Source organism: Micromonospora sp. CPCC 205561, assembly GCF_036906775.1.
Lineage (GTDB): Bacteria > Actinomycetota > Actinomycetes > Mycobacteriales > Micromonosporaceae > Micromonospora.
This window is the reverse complement of sequence record NZ_JBAKHV010000005.1, coordinates 124301-151192: the sequence shown is the minus strand read 5'-3', so window position 1 is coordinate 151192 and position 26892 is coordinate 124301. Positions and strand designations below refer to the sequence as shown.

General features: G+C 74.5%; 22 protein-coding genes and 1 pseudogene. 11 read left to right on the top strand and 12 right to left on the bottom strand.

Annotated elements, in window-relative coordinates:
- Positions 1-15 precede the first annotated feature (15 nt).
- The 3 genes from V6V16_RS05805 to V6V16_RS05795 form a co-directional block, all read right to left on the bottom strand.
- Positions 16-1854 (bottom strand): NHL domain-containing thioredoxin family protein, encoded by a 1839-nt coding sequence (locus tag V6V16_RS05805; protein WP_334560137.1) that lies wholly within the window; start codon positions 1852-1854, stop codon positions 16-18.
- Positions 1855-1943: 89 nt separating this feature from the next.
- A complete protein-coding gene (locus V6V16_RS05800) occupies positions 1944-2198 on the bottom strand; it encodes a flavin reductase (RefSeq protein WP_334560134.1) in 255 nt (84 codons plus the stop codon).
- Between the two features lie 10 nt (positions 2199-2208).
- The gene (locus V6V16_RS05795; RefSeq protein WP_442934037.1) at positions 2209-2475 is read right to left on the bottom strand and encodes a hypothetical protein; all 267 of its coding nucleotides are present in this window, start codon (positions 2473-2475) and stop codon (positions 2209-2211) included.
- A 377-nt stretch (positions 2476-2852) separates the two neighbouring features.
- On the opposite strand from V6V16_RS05795, the pseudogene V6V16_RS05790 reads away from it, so the two are divergent.
- The 6 genes and pseudogenes from V6V16_RS05790 to V6V16_RS05765 all read left to right on the top strand — a co-directional run bounded on the left by V6V16_RS05790 (position 2853) and on the right by V6V16_RS05765 (position 7815).
- Positions 2853-3618, top strand: a pseudogene (locus V6V16_RS05790) (DUF5753 domain-containing protein).
- Positions 3609-3800 (top strand): DUF397 domain-containing protein, encoded by a 192-nt coding sequence (locus tag V6V16_RS05785; RefSeq protein ID WP_334560131.1) that lies wholly within the window; start codon positions 3609-3611, stop codon positions 3798-3800. The pseudogene V6V16_RS05790 and the gene V6V16_RS05785 overlap by 10 nt, the downstream one beginning before the upstream one ends.
- 545 nt (positions 3801-4345) lie before the next feature.
- A complete protein-coding gene (locus tag V6V16_RS05780; RefSeq protein WP_334560130.1) occupies positions 4346-5581 on the top strand; it encodes a YcaO-like family protein in 1236 nt (411 codons plus the stop codon).
- A gap of 7 nt (positions 5582-5588) precedes the next feature.
- Positions 5589-6086, top strand: coding sequence for a hypothetical protein (locus V6V16_RS05775; RefSeq protein ID WP_334560129.1), 498 nt, complete (start codon positions 5589-5591; stop codon positions 6084-6086).
- 8 nt (positions 6087-6094) lie between these two features.
- Positions 6095-7336, top strand: a complete 1242-nt coding sequence (locus V6V16_RS05770) for an MFS transporter (protein WP_334560127.1) — start codon at positions 6095-6097, stop codon at positions 7334-7336.
- A 110-nt stretch (positions 7337-7446) separates the two neighbouring features.
- Positions 7447-7815, top strand: a complete 369-nt coding sequence (locus tag V6V16_RS05765) for a VOC family protein (protein WP_334560123.1) — start codon at positions 7447-7449, stop codon at positions 7813-7815.
- 171 nt (positions 7816-7986) lie between these two features.
- Here V6V16_RS05765 and V6V16_RS05760 read toward each other — a convergent pair whose 3' ends face one another.
- The 6 genes from V6V16_RS05760 to V6V16_RS05735 form a co-directional block, all read right to left on the bottom strand.
- Entirely contained in the window at positions 7987-10788 is a 2802-nt protein-coding gene (locus V6V16_RS05760) for an LppU/SCO3897 family protein (protein ID WP_334560120.1), read from the bottom strand.
- A gap of 343 nt (positions 10789-11131) precedes the next feature.
- Positions 11132-11269, bottom strand: coding sequence for a hypothetical protein (locus V6V16_RS05755; RefSeq protein WP_168222356.1), 138 nt, complete (start codon positions 11267-11269; stop codon positions 11132-11134).
- A gap of 219 nt (positions 11270-11488) precedes the next feature.
- Complete coding sequence (locus V6V16_RS05750; RefSeq protein WP_334560209.1) at positions 11489-12964, bottom strand: dihydrolipoamide acetyltransferase family protein; 1476 nt, start codon at positions 12962-12964, stop codon at positions 11489-11491.
- Between the two features lie 5 nt (positions 12965-12969).
- Positions 12970-13959 (bottom strand): alpha-ketoacid dehydrogenase subunit beta, encoded by a 990-nt coding sequence (locus V6V16_RS05745; RefSeq protein WP_334560117.1) that lies wholly within the window; start codon positions 13957-13959, stop codon positions 12970-12972.
- Positions 13959-15134: a pyruvate dehydrogenase (acetyl-transferring) E1 component subunit alpha gene (gene pdhA, locus V6V16_RS05740; RefSeq protein WP_334560115.1), complete on the bottom strand. Its 1176-nt coding sequence runs from the start codon at positions 15132-15134 to the stop codon at positions 13959-13961. Before pdhA ends, V6V16_RS05745 begins: the two co-directional genes overlap by 1 nt.
- A gap of 671 nt (positions 15135-15805) precedes the next feature.
- Positions 15806-16456 (bottom strand): hypothetical protein, encoded by a 651-nt coding sequence (locus V6V16_RS05735; RefSeq protein WP_334560112.1) that lies wholly within the window; start codon positions 16454-16456, stop codon positions 15806-15808.
- Between the two features lie 229 nt (positions 16457-16685).
- On the opposite strand from V6V16_RS05735, the gene V6V16_RS05730 reads away from it, so the two are divergent.
- On the top strand, positions 16686-17240 hold the full coding sequence (locus V6V16_RS05730; RefSeq protein ID WP_334560109.1) for a phosphatase PAP2 family protein: 555 nt from the start codon (positions 16686-16688) through the stop codon (positions 17238-17240).
- 77 nt (positions 17241-17317) lie between these two features.
- Here V6V16_RS05730 and V6V16_RS05725 read toward each other — a convergent pair whose 3' ends face one another.
- From V6V16_RS05725 to V6V16_RS05715, 3 genes are all read right to left on the bottom strand, one after another.
- On the bottom strand, positions 17318-18541 hold the full coding sequence (locus V6V16_RS05725) for a hypothetical protein (RefSeq protein WP_334560106.1): 1224 nt from the start codon (positions 18539-18541) through the stop codon (positions 17318-17320).
- Positions 18542-18655: 114 nt separating this feature from the next.
- Positions 18656-20338: a GTPase gene (locus tag V6V16_RS05720; RefSeq protein WP_334560103.1), complete on the bottom strand. Its 1683-nt coding sequence runs from the start codon at positions 20336-20338 to the stop codon at positions 18656-18658.
- Entirely contained in the window at positions 20335-22176 is a 1842-nt protein-coding gene (locus tag V6V16_RS05715; RefSeq protein WP_334560100.1) for a GTPase domain-containing protein, read from the bottom strand. The genes V6V16_RS05720 and V6V16_RS05715 overlap by 4 nt, the downstream gene beginning before the upstream one ends.
- A gap of 221 nt (positions 22177-22397) precedes the next feature.
- Between V6V16_RS05715 and dnaK the strand changes: the two genes are divergently transcribed.
- The 4 genes from dnaK to V6V16_RS05695 all read left to right on the top strand — a co-directional run bounded on the left by dnaK (position 22398) and on the right by V6V16_RS05695 (position 26804).
- On the top strand, positions 22398-24263 hold the full coding sequence (gene dnaK, locus V6V16_RS05710; RefSeq protein ID WP_334560097.1) for a molecular chaperone DnaK: 1866 nt from the start codon (positions 22398-22400) through the stop codon (positions 24261-24263).
- Between the two features lie 47 nt (positions 24264-24310).
- On the top strand, positions 24311-25039 hold the full coding sequence (grpE, locus tag V6V16_RS05705; protein ID WP_334560095.1) for a nucleotide exchange factor GrpE: 729 nt from the start codon (positions 24311-24313) through the stop codon (positions 25037-25039).
- A gap of 84 nt (positions 25040-25123) precedes the next feature.
- Complete coding sequence (gene dnaJ, locus V6V16_RS05700; protein ID WP_334560093.1) at positions 25124-26317, top strand: molecular chaperone DnaJ; 1194 nt, start codon at positions 25124-25126, stop codon at positions 26315-26317.
- A 46-nt stretch (positions 26318-26363) separates the two neighbouring features.
- On the top strand, positions 26364-26804 hold the full coding sequence (locus V6V16_RS05695) for a heat shock protein transcriptional repressor HspR (protein WP_334560090.1): 441 nt from the start codon (positions 26364-26366) through the stop codon (positions 26802-26804).
- Positions 26805-26892: the final 88 nt, after the last annotated feature.

Below are 26892 nucleotides of genomic sequence, written 5' to 3'. Positions count from 1 at the left end.
GGCGCGCCGCGCGGCTCAGGCGTCCAGGCCGCGGAGCACCAGGGCGAGCCGGGCGGAGGCGCCGTCGGCCACCCGGACCGGGACGCCCCAGTCCTGCCGGGTCAGGTGGCAGGCCGCGTGCTCGACGTCCGCGTCGCAGGTCGCCGCCTGGGCGGTCACCTGGAGCACGCCCTCGGCCACGTCGCCGTTCACCACCAGCTGGCGGGAGAGCTCCGTGCCGGTGCCGGCCCCCGACAGCAGCAGCTCGGGCGGGGACGCGGAGACCACCAGGCGCGTCGACGGGCCGTACGTCTCGTCCAGCTTCTGCCCCGGCGCGGGCGTGAAGACGATGTCCAGGGTCAGCTCGCCGGCCGGCACGTCGGTGGGCCTGCGCTCGGTGCGGTGCCGGGGACCGTCCACGGTGCTGGCGCCGGCCGCCGAGAGCGCCCCCGGGGCCAGCCGGGTCAGCCGGTGCGCGGCCGACTCCACCACCAGCACGTCACCGGCGGGGGTGAGCACCAGGTCGCTCGGCTCGGCGAGCCCGTCGGCGACCGTCGAGACGAGGTCGCTCTCCGGGTCGAAGCGGCGGACCGCGCCGTTGTACGTGTCGGCGACCAGCACCGAGCCGTCCGGCAGCGCGCACACGCCCAGCGGGTGCTGGAGCAGCGCCTCCGCCGCCGGCCCGTCGACGTGGCCGAAGTCGAAGAGCCCCTGCCCGACGGCGGTGCCCATGACGCCGTTCTCCACGTACCGGATCGCGCTGGTCTCGCTGTCGGCCACCCAGAGCCGGGTGCCGTCGGCGGAAACGGAGAGACCGGACGGCTGCGCCATCCACGCCTCGCCCAGCGGGCCGTCGCGCAGCGCCTCGACGGTGGTGCCCGCGTACATGCCGGCGGTGCGCTTCACCGGGTCGAACCACCAGAGCTGGTGGATGCCGGCCATCGCGATGACGACCTTGTCGTCGTACCAGGCCAGGTCCCAGGGGGAGGAGAGGTCGACCGAGAGCGCGTCGTGCGGGTGGTCGTCGACCGTGGAGCGCCACTGCCGGCCGGTGCCGGCGACGGTGACTACCGCACCGTCCGCCAGGCGTACGCCGCGCAGCAGGTGGTTGACGGTGTCGGCGACGACGAGGTCGTAGCCGGCCACCTCGGCGGTGTGCGCCGGCAGCAGGCAGAGCCCCTGCGGCTCGGAGAAGGCCGCCGCCCCGGGCGGACCGTCCTCCCGACCCCGGGTGCCGGTCCCGAGCCGGCGGAGCAGCGTCTCCCCGTCGGGGGCCAGCTCCACCAGCGAGTGCCGGGCCGAGTCCGACACCAGCAGGTTGCCGTTGCCCAGCAGCACCGCCTTGCCCGGGAAGCGCAGCGTGGTCTCCGGCTCGGCGGGCGGGACGTACGGGCCGTCGCCCCGGTGCAGGGTGCCCTTCGCCTCGTGGGTGGCGATCAGGTCGTCGATCAGGCGGGCCAGCCCTTCGGCGTGGCCCTCGCCGGCCATCGTGGCCACCACGTAGCCCTCGGGGTCGATCACCGCCAGGGTGGGCCAGGCGCGGGCCGCGTACTGCTGCCACATGTCCAGCTCCGGGTCGTCGAGCACGGGGTGGTGCACGCCGTACCGCTCCACGGCGGCGGCCAGCGCGTCCGGGTCCTTCTCGTGCTCGAACTTCGGCGAGTGCACGCCGACCACGACGAGCACGTCGCCGTACTTCTCCTCCAGCGGGCGCAGCTCGTCGAGCACGTGCAGGCAGTTGATGCAGCAGAAGGTCCAGAAGTCCAGGACGGCGATGCGACCCCGAAGGTCCTGGAGGGTCAGGTCCTGCCCGCCCGTGTTGAGCCACTGCCGGCCCCGCAACTCGGGGGCACGTACGCGCGCTGTCGTTCCCATGCCCGCCAGCCTGCCATGCCGGGCTCGGGCCGACCGGGCTCCGTGACCCGGACGACAGGCGGCGCGCCGCACCGGCCGGGCGCGCCGGGCTACAGGACGGGCGCCGCCCAGTTCACGAAGCGCCGGTCCACGTCGGCCGGCGACGGGCCGCCGTCCTGGACGGCCAGCTGCTGCGCGGCCTCGGCCTTCAGCGTTCCCAGGTAAACCATCAGGCCCTTCCGGTTCTCGCGGTACTCGCCGAGGAGCCTCAGCTTCGCCGGCGAGCACGGCCACGCGATCCCGCACGACTGGCAGCGCCAGGTGGGCCGGGACGGCAGGTGCGGGAGGATGCGACGAGGAACCATCAGCCAGTTCTCACGGGCGTCCGGGGGAGCGGTCGGCGGACGGTTCTCGCTGGGGCGGGCGGGGTGTCGAGCCGGCGCAGCCCTTCGCGCAGGGCGAACAGCTCGCGCTTCGCCACGGCGACGCCCTTCCCGTCGACTGGTAGCCCTCGAACCACAGCCAACCGTGGTACGTGAACCGCTCGGGAAGCTCGCGGATCACGCGGATCACGATCGGATTCACGAACTGCGGGGATGCGGCGCGGGTCAGGTGAACGACGTCGCCGGACTTCAGCTTCACCGCGTGCCCCCGTGTGCCCCGCCGACCCAGCGGGACGCGGGGACGACGTTCGTCACGCGGCCGGGGCTCCTGTACGGCGGAACGAAGGGGCCGATCGGCCCGGGGACGATCGGACGCGCCGGCGGCGGGTCGGTTCTCGGCGCGGGGCTCGGGGCGGGCTTCGGTGTCTCGTCGGGCCCGGCTTCCCCCTCGGTCGATGGTCGGAGGGAGGCCGCCGAAGTGCCGGTCCCCGGCGGCCCCGGGGCAACGCGATCGGCGGGTTCGGGTGTCTCCGCCGGCTCACGCCGTCTACGCACAAGATTGCCGAGAGCGACGGGACCAGTACACGACGAAGGTTTATTCTCAGGAACGCCTAGGACGTCCATGCTGGAGGCGGGATGAACCATGCGCTTCAAACGGCCATGGCCGAGGCGGGCGAGACTGCGGAAAGCCTCGCAGCGCAGACAGGGGTCGATCCGAAGACGGCCGCGCGGTGGATAAGCCCGGGACGGGTCCCGCAGCCGCGACGACGCGCGAAGGTCGCGGCGATCCTGCGTCGGGACGTTGGGGACCTATGGCCCGATGTCCTGAAACGCCGCGAGCCGCAATGGCTTCGCGAGTGGGTCGAATGGGAGCGCGAGGCGGTCGCGCTGCGCTGGTTTGAGCACACATGGATTCCCGGCCTCCTTCAGACCGAGGCTTATGCGCGGGCGACGCTCACGGGCGAGGCGTTGACGGCCGAGGAGGTAGACAACGCCGTCGCGTCGCGCATCGACCGTCAGGCCGTTCTGAGGCGCGAGCGCCCGCCGCTGTTCGTCGCGGTTGTCCACGAGTTGGTGCTGTATCAGTCGGCGTACGGCGACCGCGAGCTGATGCGTGATCAGGTCACCCACCTTGTCAGGTGCGCGGCGTTGCCGTGCGTTCAGGTGTTGGTCGTGCCGCGACGTCGGGATGTATCCGGGCCTCGGCGGGGGCTTCATCGTGGCCGAACTACCTACCGGCGAGCAGGACGCGCACGTCGACAGTCAGGCGCGGGCGCAGATCGTAAACGAAGCTACGGACGTTGCTACGCTGAATCGAAGGTGGGAGCGCATCAGAAGCGAAGCCCTCTCCCGGCCTCAATCCCTAGAGCTGATCAGGAAAGCGGCAGCAGCATGGACATGACCGGCGCGCAGTGGCGCAAGAGCACAAAGAGCGGCAACAACGGCGGGTCATGCGTTGAGGTCGCGGACAACATTCCGGGAGTCGTCCTCGTCCGTGACACGAAGGACCGGGACGGCGGGACGCTGAACTTTTCCCCGGCTGCCTGGCGTGCCTTCGTCGCCCAGGTCACCGACCGGACCTGACCGACCCGAAGCCGAGAGCGCCCGTCCCCGTCCCGGGGCGGGCGCTTCGCTTTCCCGGAGGCCACTGTCCGCCGGCCCGGGGTCCGGCCGGGCGGCGGAGGGCAGTCCATCGGGCGCCCGCGAGTCGGCCGGGACCTTTCGGGGCGTTCGGACGGTGGGCGGCACCGCTATCGTGCGGGGATGGGTGCGATCAAGCCGTGGCACATCGCCACGCTGTGCTGTCTCGTCTCGTCGGTCGTGCTCGTCGGCGGCCTGGCCTGGTTCCTGGTCAGGAGGACCAACCGCCGCTAGGCCTGTGTCGAGGTCGGCGGTGGCGGCTGAGCCGGTGTGACTGCTCGGCGTGTCGAAGGCCAGGAATCGTCATGGAGTAGGCGGCGGTTGATTGGTGGGATCCGGGTGGGCGCCCGAGCCGATCCCGAGCGAGGACCGGGCGGCGACCCTGGCACGCGGTGCGTCGCGTAGCCCCTATTCCGCTGCCAGCCGTTGACATCGAAGCAGTTCGTTGACACAGTCCGGGCCGGTGAATAGTCCCGGGGGAGGCTGCGGTGCCGTTCCGATCCGTGCCCGCGCAGTGCGCCCTCGCGACGGCCTCCGCCGAGATCGACCGGCTCGGCCTCACGGCGCGGGTCGCGGTCCTCGGCCCGGCCGCATCGCCGACCATGCGCGTCACGCTGTTCCGGGACGGGGCCCGGGTCGCCGTCGGTGCGGGGAAGGGAGCAGGTCCCCAGGGCGCGGCGAGCGCGTACTTCGAGGCCCTGGAGCGCTATCTCATGTCGGCCCGGGGCAACCGCCGATGGACCGCGGACGCCACCAGGCTACTGCCGGCGAGCGTCGTGGCCGGGCAGTCCGCCCTGGATTCCGACCTGGTCGTGCGGCGGTGGGCGGCGGAGTTTCCGGACTCCGTCGCGGCGTGTGCCTCCTACGGCGAGGTCCGTTATCCCACCTTCCTTACCGATCCGCGCTACTACCGGTGGCCGGTGGCGGGTGACGACGTCCGGCCGTACCGCAGTCTGCTGCGGTACTCGTCCAGCCTGGGCACAGCGGCAGGCGTCGACCTGGCAGAGGCCGTCTATCACGGCCTCTGCGAGCTGATCGAACACGACGGGCTCGGGCAGGCGCTCCTGCGCTGGTACGTCGCCGGAGTTCCGGACGTCGACCTCGTGCCGGTCGGGGAACTGCCGGACGGGTTGCGTTCGCTGCACGCGGGCGCCGTACGGGCGGCCGGCGCACCCGTGCACCTGCTCGACATCACGACCGACCTGGATGTGCCGGTGTACCTGGCGGTCAGCCCGGCGGCCGGCGGCGAGCCGACCCGGCTCGGGGCCGGCGCGTCGCTCTGGGCCACCGACGCCGCGTCGCGTGCCCTCGGCGAACTGATCCAGGTCTGTGCGCTCTCCCCATCCACGGGCTCGCCTGCCGTCCAGCGTCTGGCGACCTGGCCGGCACTGCAACGGTGTGCCTCGATGCCACTCGACGAGCTGCTCTCCGGCCCGGTGCGGGCGGTGCCGCTACGCGCGGACGTAGCAGGTGACGGCAGCCCACGGTGGGGGCTGGAGCACGTCCGGCGGGCTCTGGCCCGTCACGGCATCGGCTACCACGTGTGCGAGGTCGCGCCAGTCGGCTCACCGATCGCGGTGGCCACCACTATCGCCCCGGGGCTGGAGCGCTTCAGCCTGGTGCGGCACGGGGTGCCCGTCGTCCCGACCGGGCGGGGGTGGCACCTGTGGCCGTCCCCGGAACGGACGACGGTCACCCGACCAGGTCCAGTTCGAACGAGATGAGGGAAACGTGTCTGCTGACAACTTCTACTTTGGCCCCGGTGACAAGCACGATGAGCTGGTAACTCGCCACGGTGTGCCCGGCGGCGTCTCCCCCTGCTTCCACCCCGGCGACGAGGACGGTGAGCTGACGGCTCGTCTTTCTCCCCCGGGCGGCTCCATGTGCTTCCACCCGGGCGACGAGGTCGAGGAGCTGATGGTCCGTAGCGTGGGGCCCGGTGGCGGCGGCGGCCATTTGTGCTTCCACCCGGGCGACGAGGCCGAGGAGCTGATGGCCCGTAACGACGGGCCCGGTGGCGGCGGCGGCCAAGCGTGCTTCCACCCCGGCGACGAGGTCGAGGAGCCGATGGCCCGTAACGTCGCCCCCGGCACCGGCGGCGGCACTTGTTGCTTCCACCCGAGTGACGAGGAAGGTGCGTCGATGACTCGCCTCGCCGACGATCTGGCGGCGGACCTGCACCTCGCACTGACCAGCATCGACGATCGGCAACTCGCCCTGCTGGGCTGAAGCAGGCCGTGACGCAGCGCACCGAGGCAGCCGGCGTCGAAGGACGCCGGCTGTTTCACCGTGACTTCTCCTTCTGGTACCTCGCCCGATCGATCTCGGTCGCCGGGACCGCTGCCAGCGCCGTCGCCCTGCCGCTGCTGGTCTACCGTACGAGCGCCTCCCCGACGCTGACCGCGGCGGTGGTCGGCCTCGAAGCCCTGCCGTACCTGTTGTTCGGGCTCTTCGCCGGCGCCGCCGCGGACCGCCTGCGGCGCAAGCGCATGATGATCACCGCCGACGTGTGCTGCGCTCTCCTGCTCGCGACCGTTCCGGTCGCCGCGCTCTTCGATGCGCTGGCCTCCTGGTACCTGCTCGTCGTGGCGTTCGGCGTGGGCTGCGGTTTCTGCTGGTTCGACGCCGCGGCCTGGGGCGCCTTCGTACGCATCGTCGGCAAGCCAGGGGTGACCCGGGCGAACAGCCTCGTCTGGTCCACCGAGATCGTGCTGGAGATCGCCGCGCCCGCCGCCGCCGGACTGCTGGCCGCGATCGCCGACCCCACGCTGGTGCTGGCCGTCGACGCCGCCACCTATCTGGTGTCCGCCGCGCTGCTCGTCCAGATCCGCACCGGCCTGGACCCGGGGCCGCCGGTGGCCCGCCGGCTGCGGGCCGAGATCGCCGAAGGAGTGCATTTCCTCTGGCGGACGCCCGCCCTGCGTACGCTGACCGCCGCGGGCTTCGGCCTCAACGTCGCCGCCGGCGGCGTGCTGGGTCTGCTCGTCGTCCACGCCGACCAGGCTCTCGGTCTGAGCCCGGAGGACCAGCGCCTGGGCCTGCTCTACGCCGCCGCCGCGGTCGGCTCGCTGATCGCCGCCGTCATCCTGCCCCGAGCCAGCCGTCGGGCCGGCCAGGGAATGGTGTCCATCGTGGGGCTCGTCATCTTCGTCGCGGCCCTCGTCGGCCTGGCCGGCACGTCGGCGTTCACCCTGGGGCTGGCCGGGTGGGCGATGTGGGCCGTGGCGCGCCTGACCGTGAACGCGAACGGCATCACCGTGCGCCAACTGCTCACCCCCGACGTGCTGCAGGGCCGCGTCAACACCACCGGGCGCATGCTGGCCTGGGGCGGCACTCCGTTCGGTGCCCTGATCGGCGGGCTGGCCGCAGACACCTACGGGGTCCGGGTCGCGTACCTGATGCTGGCTGTGCCCGTCGTGATCAGCCTCGCCCTGGTCATCGCCTCACCGGTGCGTGACCTGCGCATTCCGGTCGACTAGCCAGAGCCGGCGCCGTGCCCGGCGGCCGTGGCGGTTGGCCTGGTCGGCTGTTCGCGGGACGAGCGGCGCGCTGGGCTGGTGCGTCGTCGCGGGCGGGTGAGAATGGCGGTATGCCGAGCCGTCTTTCCTACATCGCCATCGACGCCGTCCGACCAGAACTGATCGTGGACTTCTGGTGCTCGGTGCTCGGCTGGCAGGTCGTCGACCGGGAGGGGGAGGTGATCACCATCGGAGCCGCCGACCGTTCCGCACCGATGATCGACGTGGTGGCTGTGCCGGAGGGCAAGGTCACCAAGAACCGGTTGCATTTCGACCTGCGCGCCGACGGCGTGTCCACCGAGGAGGAACTCGACCGGTTGCTGACCCTCGGCGCACGACGCGTCGACGTGGGACAGCCTTCCGACGCGAGCTGGGTCGTGCTCGCCGACCCCGAGGGCAACGAGTTCTGCCTGCTGTCACGTCCTGTCCAGGAGCTCTAGGACATCTCCGGTCAGGCGTACCGGGCACCACGCGCCCGGCATGGGGTGCCGACCGACGGGGCGCGTACCGTCGCGGGCCGCCCGGCACCGTCCGCGCTTGCCGGGGCCGGCCGGAGCCGGACGCACGACGGCGGGGTCACGGCTCACCGTGGCCCCGCCGTCGTGAGGTGGCTACTGGCCCGCCGGCTTGAGGCAGAGCACCCGGTTCGCGCCGCCACCCTGGAGCACCACGTGCGGCTGGGCTGGGTCGGCGCACTTGTCCCTGGCGTCCACCCTGGAGACCACGGTGAAGGCGCCCGCCTCACCGCAGTCCGCCGCCGCCGCGCTCTCGCCCGACTTCTTGACGCAGCTGCCGACCGCCGGGTCGAACGCCGGGGCCTGGTCCTCGCCCCCGATCTTGCCGAGCAGCATGAGCAGGCCCAGCGGCACCGCCAGGATGAGCACCGCCGCGACGAGCACCGCGGCGAGCACCCGGCCGTTGCGAATCTTGGGCGTGGGCGCCTCGGTCTTCGGCTCGGCGATCGGCTTGAACGAGTCGAACCGACCCTGGTCCTGCTCCGGGGCGCCCTGGTCCCAGGAGGAGCCGGGCTGCTGCGGGGGCGGCGGGAACGCGCCGCCTGACGTGGGCTCGGCCATCGGTGCGGGCCCGTAGCCGGGTGCCGCCCCGCCGGCCGCCGGGGCGCCGAACTGGTCGGCGGGGCGGTCGCCGCCGCCGTGCGGCCGGACCCCGTTCACGGGCCGGTCGTTGGCCGGCGCGTCGACGAAGGACGGCACGCCCGGCGGGAAGGCCGGGGGCGCGGCCGGCGAGGCGGGCGCGACCGCGCCGAAGGTGGCGGTCCCGCCCGGTGCCCGGTCGTCGAAGCGGGGCTCAGACGGCTGGTCGAACCGGGTCTCCGGACCCCGGCCGAAGCGGCTGTCCTGGTCCTGGTCGAAGCGGCTCTCCTGGCCGTGGTCGAACCGGTTGTCCTGGCCGTGGTCGAAGCGGGGCTCCGGAGCCTGGTCGAAGCGGGGCGGCGGAGCGTGGTCCGCCCAGCGGCCCGCGTTCGGCTCGTCCCGCTCCGGCTCGTCCGCGGGCTCCGGGCGGGACGGGCGGCCGTAGACCCGGGGCTGCGGCGCGGGCGTGCCGCCCGGGCGCAGGGCCTGGTCGGTCGGGGGCATCACCCGGCTGGCGAGCGGCACCGACGCGCTCGCCGAGACGCTGCCGGCCGCCGGCTCGGCGGCCTCCGGCGACGGTACGGACGCGCGCCCGCCCGACTCCGGCGAGGTGCGCGGGGCGGGGACCACCGGCCCGGCCGGAGACTGCGGCTCGTCGTGCCGGGAGCCGCCCTGGGCCCAGGCCGGCTGCTCCTGCTCGTACGGCGGCAGGCCGCCCTCCCGGCCGGACTGCTCGGGGGTGAACGGGGCGGGTGCGGCGTAGTCGACCGGCGGGGCGGCGGCCAGGCTGGCGCCCGGCACCCGCTGTTCCTGGGGCGGCAGCGGTACGGCGTTGGCCGGCGAGATACCGGGGCCCGGGGCGGGCTGGTAGGCGGGCGGCTCCTCGGCCCGCTCCGGCTCCCAGCCGTTGCCGGCCCGGCCGGCGGCGGGCTCGCTCGACTCCGCGCGCCCCCACGCCTCGTCGGCCGACCACGGCTGCACGTCCGGCACGGCCGGACGCTCGGCGGGGTTGCCCGTCCACTGCTGCGGGGCCTCCGTGCCGGAGGCCCACGGCGCCGGCCCGCCGTCACCGGGCACCGGAACGGAGGCCCGGCCGGGCGGGGTCGCGGCGGGCGGGGCGGCGCCCCACCCGGTCGCGTCCCGGTCGTCGGTCTGCTGGGGGACGGAGGCCGCACCGCGCGGGGAGCGGGCCGGCTCGTCCCCGGCCGGCCACTCGCCGCCGCGCGGCTGGTCGTCCCGGGGCGCGTCGGCCCAGGACCCGCCCGGCCGTTGCTCCGCACCGGCGTCCCAGCCCGGCTGCTCGTCCTGCTGCCCGGCCCACACGCCGGGGCGGTTCGGGTCGCCCTGCTGCTGCCCGGCGCCGGCGGGGTCCTGTGGGGACCCGGCGGGCCAGCCGCCGGGGCGGTTGGCGTCGCCGTCCTGGGCGGGCCAGGGCTGCGGGGCGGCCGCGGGCTGCGGCACCCGGGCGGCGCCACGGGCGGCGGGCTCGGGCTGCTGCGCCCAAGCCGGGGCGGCCTGTTCCGCCGCCGCCCAGGCGGGCTGCCCGTCCTGCTGCGACGCGGCCCAGCCGCCGGAGCGGTTCGGGTCGTCCTGCTGCGCGGCCCAGTCGTCCTGCCGGGGCCGGTCCTCCGCCGCCCCGGCGGAGTGGCCCTGCTCGTCCTGCTGCCCGGCCCACACGCCGGGTCGGTTCGGGTCGCCCTGCTGCTGCCCGGCCCAGCCACCGGGGCGGTGGGGATCTTCCTGCTGCCCGGCGCCGGCGGGGTCCTGTGGGGACCCGGCGGGCCAGCCGCCGGGGCGGTTCGGGTCGCCGTCCTGGGCGGGCCAGGGCTGCGGGGCGGCCGCGGGCTGCGGCACCCGGGCGGCGCCACGGGCGGCGGGCTCGGGCTGCTGCGCCCAGGCCGGGGCGGCCTGTTCCGCCGCCGCCCAGGCGGGCTGCTCCGGAGCGGCGTGCGGCTGCTGGTTGGCGTGCGGTGGCTGCGCGTCGGCGGCCCAGGCGGGGCCGGCCTGCTCCTGCGCGCCCGGCCACGCCGGCTGGGTCGACCCGCCGGCTGGCGCCCACTGGCCGGGCTGGGGCGGGTCGTTCTGCTGCGGTGCCTGGGCGGCCCAGGCCGGGGCCGGCGGCTGCCCGCCCTGCGCGCCCCAGGTGGGCGGGCCCGGCCGCCCGGACGGCGGCGGAGGCGCCCAGCCCAGGTCGGGAGCGTCCGCGCCGTAGCCGTTGTCCTGCCGCGCCGGGCGGTCGCCGTATGGCGCCGGTCCGCCGGCGCCCGGAGACACCTCGTCCGGCTGCTGGCCGGGGTGGTGCGTGCCCTCGGACGTCATGCGTGCGCCTCCTCCATCACCTGTCGGCCACCGCTGCCGATCGGTCTGCTCGGCAGGGCGGCCGGCGTCGCCGGCGTGCCGGCCGTGCCGGCTCCCCGCACCGTATCCGGTGGCCGCCCGAGGGCGTCCGGGGAGCACGGTCGTCACTCCACGTGGCCGGGTGGTGTCGAGCGGCTTCTATCGACTCGACCTTCTCCGGCCGGTGCGCGACGACCGAAGCCCACCGTACCGGGCGCTGCGGCGAGGTGGAATCCCGGTGCCGACGGGCGGGAAAACGCCGACGACCCGCCCGGGCGGACCAGGCGGGTCGTCGATCTGGAGGAGGTGAGGAAGGTTCTGGGCGTCAGCTCATGTGACGCTGGGCGATGGCGAGGATCTCTTCGCGGACCGCGGGCGAGTTGGCGGAGCGCAGCGCGTGCTCGATGGCACGGGCGCGCCGGTTGGCGTCGCGGCGGGTACGGATTCGCTCGATCATGCTCACGGTGGCTCTCCTCCTGGCTATTCGGTTGTCAGCCCCTTGATGTCTCCATTGAACCCCACGGCAGCCCCAGCCGCCATCGATTATTAGGTGAGCTGGGACACGAGCCGAACAATCGAAGGTGAGCCGGTTGGGTGACCTACGTTTATGTCGCCCAACGGAAGCGGCCGGTGTGCCGGGGCGAACCCCTGCACACCGGCCGTCGGCTGGCGTCGGAACCGGTCAGGTCCAGGCGAGCAGCGCCGCCTCCGGGTCGGCCAGGAACTCCCCGATGTCGCGCAGGAACTTCGAACCGAGCTCACCGTCGATGATCCGGTGGTCGAAGGAGAGGCCCAGCGTGGTGACCTGACGCGGGCGGACCTTCCCCTTGTGCACCCAGGGCATCTCGCGGACCGCGCCGAAGGCCAGGATCGCCGACTCGCCCGGGGGCAGGATCGGCGTGCCGGTGTCCACCCCGAACACCCCGACGTTGGTGATCGTCAGCGTGCCGCCGGACATGTCGGCCGGCGAGGTCTTCCCCGCCTTGGCCGTCTGCACCAGGTCGGTCATCGCGTCCGCCAGCTCGCGCAGCGAGAGCCGGCCGGCGTCCTTGATGTTCGGCACGATCAGCCCGCGCTCGGTGGCCGCCGCGATGCCCAGGTTGACGTACTCCTTGACCACGATCTCGTCGCCGGCCCAGGTCGAGTTGACCATCGGGTGCCGCCTGACCGCCAGCAGCACCGCCTTGGCGACCAGCAGCAGCGGCGAGACGCGCACGTCGCGCCACTCGCGCCGGTTGCGCAGCCGGTCCAGGGCCTTCATCGCCCGGGTCACGTCGACGGTGAGGAACTCCGTGACGTGCGGCGCGGTGAAGGCCGAGCGGGCCATGTTCTCGGCGGTGAGCTTGCGTACCCCCTTGACCGGGATGCGCTGCTCGCGGTCCGCGCCGAAGCTCGCGGCCGCCGTGACCGGGGCCGACGCCGCGAGCGGCTCGGCCGCCGCGGTGGACCCGCTCGCCGCCCGCTGCACGTCCTCGCGGGTGATCGAGCCCAGCGGGCCCGAGCCCGCCAGGGTGGAGAGGTCGACGCCGAGGTCCCGGGCCAGCTTGCGTACCGGCGGCTTGGCCAGCACCGGCCCACCGGCCGGAGCGTGGCCGTTCGACGGCGCGCTGGCCACCGGGGCCGGTGCCGCCGGGGCGACGGGAGCGGCCGGCGCGACCGGCGCGGCGGGGGTGCCCGCCTGGGCGGGCACCGGGGTGCCGCCCTTGCGCGGGCGCCGCTTGGCCGCCGCGGTCCGTGGGCCGTAGCCGACCAGCACGGCGGTACGCCCACCCGGGGCCGGACCGCCGATCAGGCCCGGCTCGACCGCCCCCTCGCTCGGCGCCACCTCGACCGCGGCCAGCGAGGCCGCCGACGGGGTGGGCAGGGCGGCGGACGGCGCGCCGGTCGTCGACGCCTCGATCGGCCCCGCACCCGGGTCGGTGTCGATAGCGATGATCGGCGTGCCGACCTCGACCGTGCTCCCCTCCGGGTGGAAGATCGCCTGCACCTGGCCGGCCCACTTCGCCGGGATCTCGACGGCCGCCTTCGCCGTCTCCACCTCGACGATCGGCTGGTTCAGCTCGATCACGTCGCCGACCTTGACCAGCCAGGCGAGGATCTCGCCCTCGGTCAGGCCCTCGCCCAGGTCGGGCAGGTTGAACTCCTTGATCCGAGACATGCCGCTCACCAGCCGAAGGTGCGGTCGACGGCGTCGAGCACCCGGTCGAGGTCGGGCAGGTACTCCTCCTCCACCCGGGCGGCCGGGTAGGGGGTGTCGAAGCCGGTCACCCGCAGCACCGGGGACTCCAGGGAGTAGAAGCACTCCTCGGTGATCCGGGCCGCGATCTCCGAGCCCAGGCCCAGGTTGCTCGGGGCCTCGTGCACAACCACGCAGCGGCCGGTGCGCCGCACCGACTCGTACGCGGCGGCCAGGTCCAGCGGGGAGAGCGAGCGCAGGTCGATGACCTCCAGCTCCCGGCCGTCCTCGGCGGCGGCGGTCGCCGCGTCCAGGCAGGTGCGCACCATCGGCCCGTACGCCAGCACCGTGGCGTCCGTGCCGGGCCGGACGACCCGGGCGGAGTGCAGCGGGTACGCGCCGGAGAGCGGGGCGTCCAGCTCGACGGGGCCCTTCTCCCAGTAGCGCCGCTTCGGCTCCATGAAGACGATCGGGTCGTCCGAGGCGATGGCCTGCTGGATCATCGTGTACGCGTCCTGCGGGTTGCTGCAGGACACCACCTTCAGGCCGGCCGTGTGGGCGAAGTACGCCTCCGGCGACTCGGAGTGGTGCTCGACCGCGCCGATGCCGCCGCCGAACGGGATCCGGATGACCATCGGGATCCGGACCTTGCCCTGCGAGCGGTAGTGCATCTTCGCCACCTGCGACACGATCTGGTCGTACGCGGGGTAGACGAAGCCGTCGAACTGGATCTCGCAGACGGGCCGGAAGCCGCGGATGGCCAGGCCGACCGCGGTGCCGATGATGCCGGACTCGGCGAGCGGGGTGTCGATCACCCGCTGGTCGCCGAAGTCCTTCTGGAGGCCGTCGGTGATCCGGAAGACGCCGCCGAGCTTGCCGACGTCCTCGCCCATGATGACGACCTTCGGGTCGTCCTCCAGGGCCCTGCGTAGACCGGTGTTGAGTGCCTTGCCGAGGCTGAGCGTCTCCGTGGCCATCAGTGCGCGCTCCCCTCGAACGACTCCAGGTAGCTGGTGAACTGCGCCCGCTGCTCGTCGAGCTCGGGGGACCCGTGGGGGTAGACGTGGTCGAACATCGTCACCGGCTCGGGGTCGGGCATGGCGAGCACCCGCTCGCGCAGGTGCACCGACTCGGTGCGGGCCTGCTCGTCGACGGAGGTAAAGAAGTCGGCGTCGGCGATCTTCTGCTTGGTCAGGAAGGACTTCATCCGGGCGATCGGGTCCTTGGCCTGCCACGCCTCGACCTCGCTGGCGATCCGGTAGCGGGTCGGGTCGTCGGAGGTGGTGTGCGCGCCCATCCGGTAGGTGTAGGCCTCGATCAGGCTGGGGCCCTGGCCGAGCCGGGCGTTGTCCAGCGCGTGCCGGGTCACCGCGTACGACGCGAGCACGTCGTTGCCGTCGACCCGGACGCCGGGGAAGCCGAAGCCGCCAGCGCGCTGGTAGAGCGGCACGCGGGTCTGCCGCTCCAGCGGCTCCGAGATGGCGTACTGGTTGTTCTGGCAGAAGAACACCAGCGGGGCGTTGAAGACGCTGGCCCAGACGAACGACTCGTTGACGTCGCCCTGGCTGGTGGCGCCGTCGCCGAAGTAGGCGATCACCGCCTCGCCGTCCTCGGTCCCGGTCTTGCCGTCCATGTGGACGCCCATGGCGTACCCGGTGGCGTGCAGGGTCTGCGCCCCGATCACGATCGTGTACATGTTGAACTTGAACTCGTTCGGGTCCCAGCCGCCCTGGTCGACGCCGCGGAACAGCCCGAGCGGCATGATCGGGTCGATGCCCCGGCAGTAGAGGACGCCGTGCTCCCGATAGGTCGGGAAGGCCATGTCCTGCGTACGCAGAGCGCGCCCCGAACCCACCTGCGCGGCCTCCTGGCCCAGCAGGCTGGCCCAGAGGCCGAGCTCGCCCTGGCGCTGAAGCGCCGTGGCCTCGGCATCGAGCTTGCGGACCAGCACGAGGTCGCGGTAGAGGCCGCGGTACTCCTCGTCGGTGAAGTCCACGCGGTACTCGGTCCCGTCCGGGCCGGTCGCGCTCTCCACCCGCTCACCCTCCGGGGTGAGCAGCTGCACCAGCTGCGGGTCTCCGGTCGCACCCTTTCTCGACCGGGGTGCGGCGCGTCGGCCGCGGCTGGAGACCCCGGGGTCGCCCTTTGCCATCCGTCTCTCCCTGTCTGTCTGCGTCGGCACCGGGGGGTCACCCGGCCGCGCAACTCGTGCGCCTGTCCGGCTGGTGCCGGACCGGTTCCTGGCGGTCGCGCCTAGCCCCGGTGGGGGTTGCCGCGCGGCGTGAGCCGGATTCTTGGCCGAACCCGGATCGGGAGCGCCGGCGCCCAGCCGCGCCTGCCGCGAGGGTGCGCGGAGGTCGTGGCTGCGTTGCCGTCGTGGTCCATATTCGCATCACACGTGACTGCGCCCACACCGCGCCCGGGCCCGGCCGCCGCGGCGGCCCGCTTCGTCGCACGGAGCGCAGGTTGTCCGGTGCAACGACGCGCGGCCGATCCGGCGGTGGTTCGTCACCGTTCGGCCAGATACGCGTGTCGACACGCTGTGCGGGGTTGGCTGACTGAGCGTTACTGGTCCAGGCTGATTGGCACGGGATCGTCCCCGTCGGGCGCGGTTTGCCGTTTCCCGCCTGCGGGTGCCACCGGGCGCCCGGGGCCGGTCGCCGTGCCGTCCGCCGTCGGGTGCAACGAGGAGGAGTGCGCGGTGTCCGAGCCAGCCGAAGGTCCCGCCGCCACGCCCTTCCTCGGCCGGCACCGCGCCCCCGGGGGCTACCGCCGGGTCGTCGGCGCGCACCGGGCGCCCGGTGCGGGCGGACCGGCCCGGGGCTACCTGTTCACCGTGGCGCTGCTCGCGGGCACCGCGTCGATGCCGATCCTCGCCGCGATCAGCACGGGCTCCGCCACGGTCGGCAGCACGGCCCTGCCGGACGGCAGCACCCCCTTCCTCCCGACGCCGTCGGTCGGCCCGGTGGTGATCCCGCTGCCGGTGACGAGCCAGCCGCCGCTCGTCCCGTCGACTCCGGCACCGGCGGTGGCGACCCCTACCGCCTGGGGGCCCTTCGCGCCCGACCCGCGTACGCCGATCGTCGCGGCGCCGCTCCCGCCGCCGGAGCACGGCGGGGTGGGGCGCCCGAAGCCTCCGCCGCCGCCGGTCCCGCCGCCCCGGCCCAGCGGTCGACCGGTTCCCCCCGCGAGCCCGTCCCCGAGCCCCTCGCCGTCCCCCAGCCCCGCACCGGATCCCTCGCCGAGTCCGAGCCCGAGCCCGGTGCCCGGGCCGAGCGACCCGCCCACCGGCACGCCGTCGTCCGTGGAGCCGACCGCGTCGCTCTCGCGGCCGGCGCCCGAGCCCACCCCGCTGCCCGCCTCCCCGGCGTCGCCCGCCTCCCCGGCACGGGACGACCCGGTGGCCAGCGCGACGGTCGACCCCGGCGCGAGCGCCGCGCCGACCCGCCCCGACCGCCCGACGCGGACACCCACGGGGGCCGGTCGACCACGGGTACGGTGACGATCGACGGCAGGTGGTCGCCGTGACCCGCGCCGGGCCCCGTGAGGGCCGGTGGCGGACGCCACGGGGACGGCTCCGGGTGGCGGCCCGGGGTGGATCAGGGGCGGAACGCTGAGCGGAGCGGAAGGTACGGGCGCGGGACCCGGGGCCCGGCCGGCCGCCGCGCCGCCACCCGGTCGGACCCTGCGGCTCGCCCGGTACGTGACCGAGCTGACCGCGCCCGCCGTGCTGGTCTCGGCGCTGACGCTGGCGGTCGGCTGGCACAGCGCCCGGGGCGGCGCGCACGGCCTGGCCTGGGGACTGCTGGCCACGCTCTTCGTCAGCGGCATCCCGTTCGCGTACATCCTCGGCGGGGTGCGGCGGGGCCGGCTGACCGACCATCACGTCGGGGTCCGCGAGCAGCGCCGGGTTCCGCTGCTGTTCGGGCTCTGCTCGGTCGCCGCCGGGCTGGCCCTGCTCGCGGCGCTCGGCGCGCCGCGACCGGTGCTGGCCCTGGCCGCCGCCGGGCTGGTCGGCCTGGTGGTGGCCGTCACGGTGAGCCACTGGTGGAAGATGTCCATCCACTCGGCGGTGGCCGCCGGCACGGTGGTCGTGCTGGTGCTGACGTTCGGGGCCGCCCTGCTGGCGACCGCCCCGCTGCTCGTGCTCGTCGGCTGGTCCCGGGTCCGGCTGCGCGACCACACCGTGCCCCAGGTCGTCGCGGGCGGCCTGCTCGGCGCCCTCGTCGCGGGGGTCGTCTTCGCCGCCCTGCGCTGAGCCGGTCGAGCGCCACCGGGGTTGGCGGTGGGCACCCTGCGCACGGCGTGCCGCCCGCAGGGTGCCACCCGAGCCCGTCAGACGCCGTCGTCGGCCAGGCGGTGCCGGTTGGCCTCGATCCAGGCGTCGAGGGCGGCCGGGTCGTCGGGGTCGACGCCGTCTGCCATCAGCTGCGCGACCGCGGCGGTGGCGGGGCTGCGGCGTTCGCCCGTGCTGTAGAGGCGGGCGAACTCCGGCACCATCTCCTCGATGGCCGTGTCGGTCTGCTCCGCCGCCTGCTCCGGCAGGCCGCGCTTGCGGGCGGCGTACCCGGCCCAGCCGCGCAGCACCCGGGGCAGCAGCGCGGCGTCGTCCATGTCCAGCACGGCACGACGGTGCACCCAGTCGAGCAGGAACAGCCCGGCCACGGTGGGGCTCCACCGCATCGGGTCGGCGTCCGGGAAGCTGGCCGAGTGGTCCAGCAGCAGGCTGAGGCAGAAGTGCAGGGAGGCCAGCTCCGGCCCGTCGACGGCGTCCAGGCCGAACCGGGCCGCCTCCGGCGACGCGAGGAACCGGCGGACCAGCTCCGTACGTCCGGCGGCGGAGAGCGGTTCCGGGGTGGGCGCGGAGGCCGCGCCGCCGGCCCGGGGCAGCCGCGCCAGCCGGGCGCCGAGCAGGGCCCGGTCGGTGGCGAGCGAGCCCTCCCCGGGCAGCTCGGTGAGGCCGTCGGTGATCGCCAGGTGGCGGGTCACCTCGGCGCGCATCCGGGCCGGCTCCTCGTCGCGGAACCAGGTCAGCTCGTCCCCGTCGCACATCTGCCGGACCTGGTCGAGGATCCGGTCCGGCGGCCCGCCGACGAAGACGTCCTTGGCGATGCCGATGTTGTGGTCGAGGAGGGTCACCACCGCGTGCGGCCCACCGCCGGACGCGTCGTCGTAAGCGAAGGTGGCCAGGTAGGAGGTCTGGTCGCCGTACACGTCGCCGTACGACCAGCAGCCCGTCAGGTGCACCTGGCCGAGCTGGGCGGCCCAGGCCGGGGTGGCCGCGCCGGGGCGGACCCGCTCGGCCCCGTCGGCGTCGGGCACCAGCGCGGCGAACACGGCGCGGATCGTGGTCGCCGCGGCCGAGCGGCGGCGTGCGGTGGCGGTCAGGAAGCCGGCCACGAAGTCCCGGACGGCGGCGTCCCGCTCGGTCTCCGCGACCGAGTAGACGCTGCCGAGCAGGGCCGCGCCGAGCATCTCCGCGTCGAGGGCGTTGTCGAGCTTGGCCACGTCGCGGGCGGCGTGCAGCACCGCGTCGTACGGGGTCTGAGGCGTTCCCATCCACCGACCCTACGCTGCCGCCCGCCCCCGGACGGCACGAGCGACCCGGGCGTCCGCCCCGCGGCACGGCGCACCGCCGCCGACCTGCGGCCGCCGCCGGGCGGGATCGGCGGCTCAGCGGCCGGCGGCCTCCCGCAGCGTCGACCGGGCCTCGCTGTAGGAGGCGAGGACGGCCCGGACCGGGGTCAGCACGTACTCCTCACCGACGGCCGCCACGGCGCCGGTGAGGCGCTGCTCGGCCCGGCGTCGGGCCCGGCGCGCCGCCCACCGGATGACCGGCCTGGTCAGGAAGGCCACCAGTAGCCCGGCGAGCAGGCCGCCGAGGAGCAGCAGGGTGGGCAGCGGCACCTCGCCGACCATCGGGTGCTCCAGCGCCGGCAGGCCCAGCACGCGCAGCCCGTAGCCCAGCGCCAGCCAGCCCAGCCCGGCCAGTGCGGCCAGGGTGACCAGCCACTGGAGGCCGCCGACGAGCCGCCACCAGAAGGGCCGCCGGTCCATGCCGAGGTCCGTGCCGGCCACCGCGCGGTCCAGCGCGTCCGGCAGGTCGCCGAGGCGGGACCGGGCGGCGGTGGTCACCGCGGCGGGCCAGGAGGCGGGCAGCTCCGCCCCGGCCCGGTCGGCCACCGACCGGATCGCCAGCCCCAGCGCCGAGCGCTGCGCGACGGTGGGGTCGGGCACCGACGTCGCGGCGACCAGGCTCTCCGCCGGCTCGTCGCGGCCGGCAGCCGGGAGGGGCAGGTGCAGCCGGCGCAGCGGGTCGGGCCGCAGCCGCCGCCAGCCCCGGACCAGCGGCCAGCCGGTGGCCGCGCCGCCCCGGTGCCGGTAGGCCCGCTCGACGGCCTCGGCCACCGCCGGCACCCCGGCCGCGCCCGCCAGCGCCCGGTGCAGCCCGGCGACGGTGGCGTCGTCCGCCCCGTCGGTGGGCGCGGCGCCGACCAGTTCGTCGAGCCCGGCCACCACCGCGTCCAGGTCGCCCTGCAGCCGTCGCAGCGCGGCCTGCCGCTCGGCGACCGTGCGTTCCAGCGCCTCCCGCAGCCCGACCATGCCCGCCGGGTCGACGGCGGTGGTGGCCAGCAGCGGTACGCCGTCCAGGCCGTCCGCGTCGAGCAGCCGGCGCAGGTCGGCCAGGACCCGGGGCAGCTCGGCCGGAGGCAGCCGGTCGGCCTGGTTGAGCACGACCAGGGTGACGTCGCGGTGCCGGTGGAACTCGCTCAGGTAGCTGGTGTGGATGACGCGGTCGGCGTACTTCTGCGGGTCGACCACCCAGACCACGAGGTCGACCAGGCCGAGCAGCCGGTCCACCTCCAGCCGGTGGGAACGCTGCACCGAGTCGAAGTCCGGCAGGTCGAGCAGGATCAGCCCGCGCAGGGCGGACTCGTCGTCGGCGTCCAGCACGCTCTCCCGGACGAACCGGTGCCGGGGCAGCACGCCGACCCAGTCGAGCAGCCGGTTGCCGCCGTCGAGCGGCCCCCAGACGCAGGCGTGCGTGACGCCGGTGGTCGGGCGGCGGACCCCGACCGGGGAGAGCGTCATCCGGGCGAGCGCGTTGAACAGGCTGGACTTGCCGCTGCCAGTCGCCCCGGCCAGGGCCACCACCGTGTGGTCGCGGGAGAGCGCCAGCCGGGTGCCGGCCCGCTCGACCAGGGTGTGCGCCGGCACGAGCCGCGCGTCCGGCAGGTGGCCGTCGACGACGGCGAGGAAACGGCGCACGGCGTCGAGCCGGGCGACGAGCACGTCGGCGTCCACCCGCTGGTCGCCGCGGAACGCCTCGCGCATCCGCCCGACGATGTTGGTCATGACCCTCCGCCCTCGGTGCCGGGCAGGCCCGCGACCGCCGTGTCGGCGAGGCCGCTCCGGCGCCGGGCCAGTTCCACCCCGTTGGCGGCCCGGCGCAGGGACTGTGCGGTGTCCGCCGTGGGCCGGGCGCGCGCCGTCAGGTCCAGGTAGCGGGCGGCCTCCTCGTCGAGCAGGGCCCGCACCCGGTCCAGCAGGTCGGCCCGGGCCTTGGCGGCCAGCGTACGCACGGCCTGGTCGCCGAAGATCGCCTGGAGCACGGTCTGCGCCGCGACCGTCGTGCCGGCCCCGGCGGCCACCTCCAGCCCGGTGGGGATGAACGCCGTCGAGGCGAACACCGCGATCATCACGGCGAGCCCGGTGGCGTTGACCGCGTACGCCGCCGTCCGGGCCACGAAACGCCGGTCGCCGCCCTCGACGCGGACCAGCTCCAGCACGCCGCGCTGCCACTCCCGGACCAGCCGCTCGGCCCGCGCGGGCAGGTCGTCGGCGGGGTGGGCGAGCCCCGGTTCGAGCAGCGCCGCCCCTGCGGGATGCGCCCGCCACCCGGTGTGGGCGTTCTCCGCCGCCTCGGCGGCCACGCCGCGCAGCAGGGTCACCAGCTGGGACTCGATCGCGTCCCGCAGCTCGGAGGCGGGCGCGGGACGGCCGGTGACCGCGGCCACCACCCGGTCGCGGAACCGCCCGATGCGGGCCTCCATGTTGCGGAAGAACTCGCCCGTGCCGACGAACTCCTGCCAGCGGGCGAGCACCTCGCCGCGGAGCAGCCGACCGTCCCGCAGCCCCTGCTCGACGGTCCGGTACGCCCCCCGGTAGGCGGCCAGCACCCGCTCGTCGAGCGCGTCGGCGGCGGTGACCTGCTCCTCGGCGGCGTCGGCCAGCCCCTCGGTGGCCGGATGCAGCGCGGCGAGCGCGCCGTCCAGGGTCTGCCGGACCACGGCGGCCCGGGCGTCGGCGTCGGCGGCCAGCCGGGCGAACCAGGCGGCGAGCGGGGCGGTGACCCGCTCGGGCAGCAGGCCCTGCCCGTCGACCCAGGTCTCGGGCAGCACGAAGAGCGGGGCCGCGCCAAGATCCTGCGCGGCCAGCATCTCGGAGAGGTGGGCGGCGATCTCGTCGGCCGCCTCCGGGGGGACCCGGTCCAGCACCATGGCGATGACCGCGCCACGGGCCCGGGCGCTGCGCAGCAGCTCCCAGGGGACCGCGTCGGCGTAGCGGGCGGCGGTGGTGACGAAGAGCCAGAGGTCGGCGGCGGCCAGGAGCTGACCGGCCAGGGCCCGGTTGGCGTCGACCACCGAGTCGATGTCGGGAGCGTCGAGGAAGGCCAGTCCCGCCGGCAGGGCGGGGGCGGTGACCAGTTGCAGGGTGCCCGGATCCTCGCCGGGCTCGCTGGTGCGGGTGAGACCGGGCAGCAGCTCGCCCTGGCGGAACCAGCCCGAGTCGGCGGGGTTGCACACGAGCACCGGCGATCGGGTGGTCGGACGGAGCACCCCCGACGCGCTGACCCGGGCCTGCACCAGGCTGTTCACCAGGGTGGACTTGCCCGCGCCGGTGGAACCGCCGACCACCACGAGCAGTGGCGCGTCGAGCCGCCGCAGCCGGGGCAGCAGGTAGTCGTCGAGTTGGTCGGTGAGGCTTCCGGCGGCCCGTCGCGCGGGCTCGGCGGAGGGAAGCGCGAGTGGGAACCGGGCCGCCCCTATCGCGGCGCGCAGGCCGGCCAGTGCGGCGGGCAGGTTGTCGTCCCCGGTGGTGGCGGGCCGGTCCTCCCCGGCGTCCGTGGGGCCGGTGCGGGCTGCGACGGTGGGCGTGCCGGCCGGGATGGCGGGATCGCCGTGCGTCGTCACCGCTAAAGCGTGCCCGACCGACGCAAGGGAAAACAACCGGTCGGTCACAAACCGGGGTTGCGTGGGGTCGGCTCAACTCGACTTGACGATTTCGCGGGGCGTGGCACTATTGAGTCAGGTTCACTCAACTTGTGGTGGGGTCGCTGCGGGCGACGCCCGCCGGGCAGCTCGCGGGCAGGGCCCGTGGCCTGCCCACAACGTCACGAAGCGAGGAAGCGAAGATGGCACGTGCGGTCGGTATCGACCTCGGCACGACGAACTCCTGCGTCAGCGTCCTGGAGGGCGGTGAGCCCACCGTCATCGCCAACGCTGAGGGCTCGCGGACGACCCCGTCGATCGTCGCGTTCGCCCGCAACGGGGAGGTGCTCGTCGGTGAGGTCGCCAAGCGCCAGGCGGTGACCAACCCGGACCGGACGATCCGCTCGGTCAAGCGGGAGATCGGCACCAACTGGTCCGTCGACATCGACGGCAAGAAGTACACCCCGCAGGAGATCTCCGCCCGTACGCTGATGAAGCTGAAGCGGGACGCGGAGGCGTACCTGGGCGAGCAGATCACCGACGCGGTGATCACCGTCCCGGCCTACTTCAACGACGGCCAGCGCCAGTCGACCAAGGAGGCCGGCGAGATCGCCGGCTTCAACGTGCTGCGGATCGTGAACGAGCCGACCGCGGCCGCCCTGGCTTACGGGCTCGACAAGGGCTCCAAGGAGCAGACCGTCCTGGTCTTCGACCTCGGCGGCGGCACCTTCGACGTGTCGCTGCTGGAGCTGGCCGAGGGTGTCATCGAGGTCAAGTCGACCAGCGGTGACAACAACCTCGGTGGCGACGACTGGGACCAGCGGATCATCGACCACCTGGTGAAGACCTTCCGGGGCGAGCACGGCATCGACCTGGGCCAGGACAAGATGGCCCTCCAGCGGCTCCGCGAGGCGGCCGAGAAGGCCAAGATCGAGCTGTCCGCCGCCACCACCACCAACATCAACCTGCCGTACATCACGGCCGGCGCGGCGGGCCCGCTGCACCTGGACGTGACCCTCAGCCGGGCCGAGTTCCAGCGGATGACGCAGGACCTGCTGGACCGCTGCAAGGGCCCGTTCGAGCAGGCCGTGAAGGACGCCGGCATCAAGGTCGCCGACGTCGAGCACGTCATCCTGGTCGGCGGCTCGACCCGGATGCCGGCCGTCACCGACCTGGTCAAGCAGCTCACCGGCAAGGAGCCCAACAAGGGCGTCAACCCGGACGAGGTCGTCGCCGTCGGCGCGGCCCTCCAGGCCGGCGTGCTCAAGGGCGAGGTCAAGGACGTCCTGCTGCTCGACGTGACCCCGCTGAGCCTGGGCATCGAGACCAAGGGCGGCATCTTCACCAAGCTGATCGAGCGCAACACCACCATCCCGACCAAGCGCTCCGAGGTCTTCACCACGGCGGACGACAACCAGCCGTCGGTGCTGATCCAGGTCTTCCAGGGCGAGCGCGAGATCGCGGCCTACAACAAGAAGCTCGGCACCTTCGAGCTGACCGGTCTCCCGCCGGCGCCGCGCGGCGTGCCGCAGATCGAGGTCACCTTCGACATCGACGCCAACGGCATCGTCAACGTCCACGCCAAGGACCTCGGCACCGGCAAGGAACAGAAGATGACGATCACCGGCGGCTCCTCGCTGCCGAAGGACGACATCGAGCGCATGCGCCGCGACGCCGAGGAGCACGCCGAGGACGACAAGCGCCGCCGCGACGAGGCCGAGACCCGCAACCTGGCCGAGGCGCTCCAGTGGCAGACCGAGAAGTTCCTGGCCGAGAGCGGCGACAAGCTGCCGGCGGAGTCCCGTGACCAGATCAACGAGGCGCTCGGCGAGCTGCGCGGCGCGCTCGGCGGTCAGGACATCGAGAAGATCAAGTCGGCCCACGAGCGGCTGGCGCAGGTCTCCCAGCAGGCCGGCTCGCTGCTCTACAACCAGCAGGACGAGCAGCCGGGCGAGGCCGGTCCGGGCGCCGCGGGCGCCGGCGCGGCCGGTGGCGCGCAGGCCGGCGGTCCGGCCGGTGGCGCGGACGACGTGGTCGACGCGGAGATCGTGGACGAGGACAAGAAGTGACGATCCGTCCCGGACACGGAACCACGGCAGAGGGATGAGGTAACCCCATGACGGAGAAGCCACGAGCCGCCGACCCGGGTACGAACGGGTCGGCGCCGGGTGGCTCCGCGCCCGCCGACCAGGCCGGCGACGGGCCGCGGGTCGTCATCCGCAACAACCGCAAGATCAGCGAGAGCGGCGAGCCGGCCGCCGCCGACGCCGGGACGGACGCCCCGGCCGAGGGGTTGGTCGAGGAGTCCGAGGTCGTCGTCGACGAGATCGAGGTCGAGGCGGCCGAGGTGGCCGGCCCGCCGGTGGTGGACGCCCCCGCGCAGCCGGTCGACGGCGGCGGGTCCGCGCTCGGCGCCGAGCTGGAGGCGCTGCGCAAGGACCTCGACGAGCGGACCCGGGACCTGCAACGGGTGACGGCCGAGTACGCCAACTACCGCAAGCGGGTGGACCGGGACAAGGGCCTGGTCACCGAGCAGGCGACCGGTGCCGTGCTCGCCGCGCTGCTGCCGATCCTCGACGACCTGGACCGGGCCCGCGAGCACGGCGACCTGGTCGGGCCCTTCGGCACGGTGGCCGAGCAGCTCACCACGGCGCTGGGCAAGTTCGGGCTGACCCCGTTCGGCGAGCAGGGCGACCCGTTCGACCCGACCCGGCACGAGGCGGTGGCCCACCAGACCTCGGCCGACGTCACGGAGCCCACCTGCGTGCAGGTGATGCGCCGGGGTTACCAGGTCGGTGAGCGGCTGCTGCGGCCCGCGATGGTCGCGGTCGCCGACCCGGAGTAGTGCGGAACGACGACCGGACCGTCCCGCCCGCCCCCCGAGGGCGGGCGGGACGGTCGGTCCCCAGCTAGGGAAGGGGGTGGACCGGTGAGTTCCAAGGACTGGATCGAGAAGGACTTCTACGCCGTGCTGGGCGTGGACAAGGCCGCCTCCGCCGACGACGTCAAGAAGGCGTACCGGAAGCTGGCCCGGGATTCACACCCGGACCACAACCCCGGTGACCCGAAGGCCGAGGAGCGGTTCAAGGCGGCCTCCGAGGCGTACGCGGTGCTCGGCGACGACACCAAGCGACGCGAGTACGACGAGCTGCGGTCGCTGTTCGGCTCGGGCGCCTTCCGGCGTGGCGCCCGTGGCCCGGGCCAGCCCGGCGGCATGCCGTTCGACGTGTCCGACCTGTTCGGGGGCGCGGCCGGCGGGGCCGGTGACCGCCGCTTCGGCGGGGCCGGCTTCCAGGACCTGTTCAGCTCGATCTTCTCGGGCGGTGCCGGTGCTCCCGGCGGGACGGCGGCGGCCCGCGGACCGGCCCGGGGGCGGGACGTCGAGGCCGAGGTGGCCCTCGACTTCGGCGACGCCGTACGCGGGGTGACGCTCCCGCTGACGCTGCGCGCCCCGGGCGTCTGCGACACGTGCCACGGCGACGGGGCCAAGCCCGGCACCCAGCCGCGCACCTGCCCGGTGTGCCACGGCGCCGGGGTGACCAACCGCAACCAGGGGTCGTTCAGCTTCTCCGAGCCGTGCCGCAACTGCCAGGGCGTCGGCACAATCGTGGAGGAGAAGTGCCCCGAGTGCCAGGGCACCGGCGGGGTGACCAAGACCCGCACGCTCAACGTCCGCTTCCCGGCCGGGGTGGCCGACGGCCAGAAGATCCGGCTGACCGGGCGGGGCGAGCCCGGCTCGCGGGGCGGGCCGGCGGGCGACCTCTTCGTGCACGTCAAGGTGCGGCCGGACGAGCTGTTCGGGCGTACCGGCGACGACCTCACGTTGACGGTGCCGGTCACGTTCGCGGAGGCCGTGCTGGGCACGGACCTGCGGGTGCCGACCCTCGACGGCGCGGTGACGCTGCGGGTGCCACCCGGCACGCCGAGCGGCCGCGTCCTGCGGGCCCGGGGGAAGGGCGTGGTCCGCCGCGACGGCCGGGCGGGCGACCTGCTGGTGACGCTCGACGTCATGGTGCCCGCACGGGTGTCCGACGAGGCGCGCGCGGCGTTGGAGAGCTTCGCCGCGCAGACCCCGCCGGCCGCCCGGGAACATCTCGACGCGCGGCTGCGTCGATTCAGTTGACCCGGTGTTCATTCGGCTCGGTGGAGTGCACGCGGAGGTGAGCGGGATGTCGGACCAGTTCGTCCGTTCGGGCGACCCTGCCTACGAGGCAAAGGTGCTGATGATCTCGGTGGCGGCGCGGATGGCGGGGATGCACCCGCAGACCCTGCGCCAGTACGACCGGTTGGGCCTGGTCCAGCCGGGGCGGGCCGCCGGCGGCGGGCGGCGCTACAGCGTCCGCGACGTGGTGCTGCTGCGCGAGGTGCAGCGCCTCAGCCAGGACGACGGGATCAACCTCGCCGGGGTCAAGCGGATCATCGGCCTGGAGCAGCTGCTGGAGCAGGCGCAGCAGCGGGTGGCCCGGCTGGAGCAGGAGCTGGACGCCGCGTACCGCCGGATCGCCGAGCTGGAGGCGCTGGCCCGCTTCCCGGGTAGTGACCTGGTACCGACCAACCGCACCTCCACCGCGCTGGTGGTCTGGCGCCCCCGGCGGGGTACCGACCGCTGACCGCCCGATCAACCGGAACCGCCTCGCCGGCCCGGTCCGCTCGCCGTTCCCCGGCGCGGACCGGGCCGGCTCCGTTAGGGTGGCAATC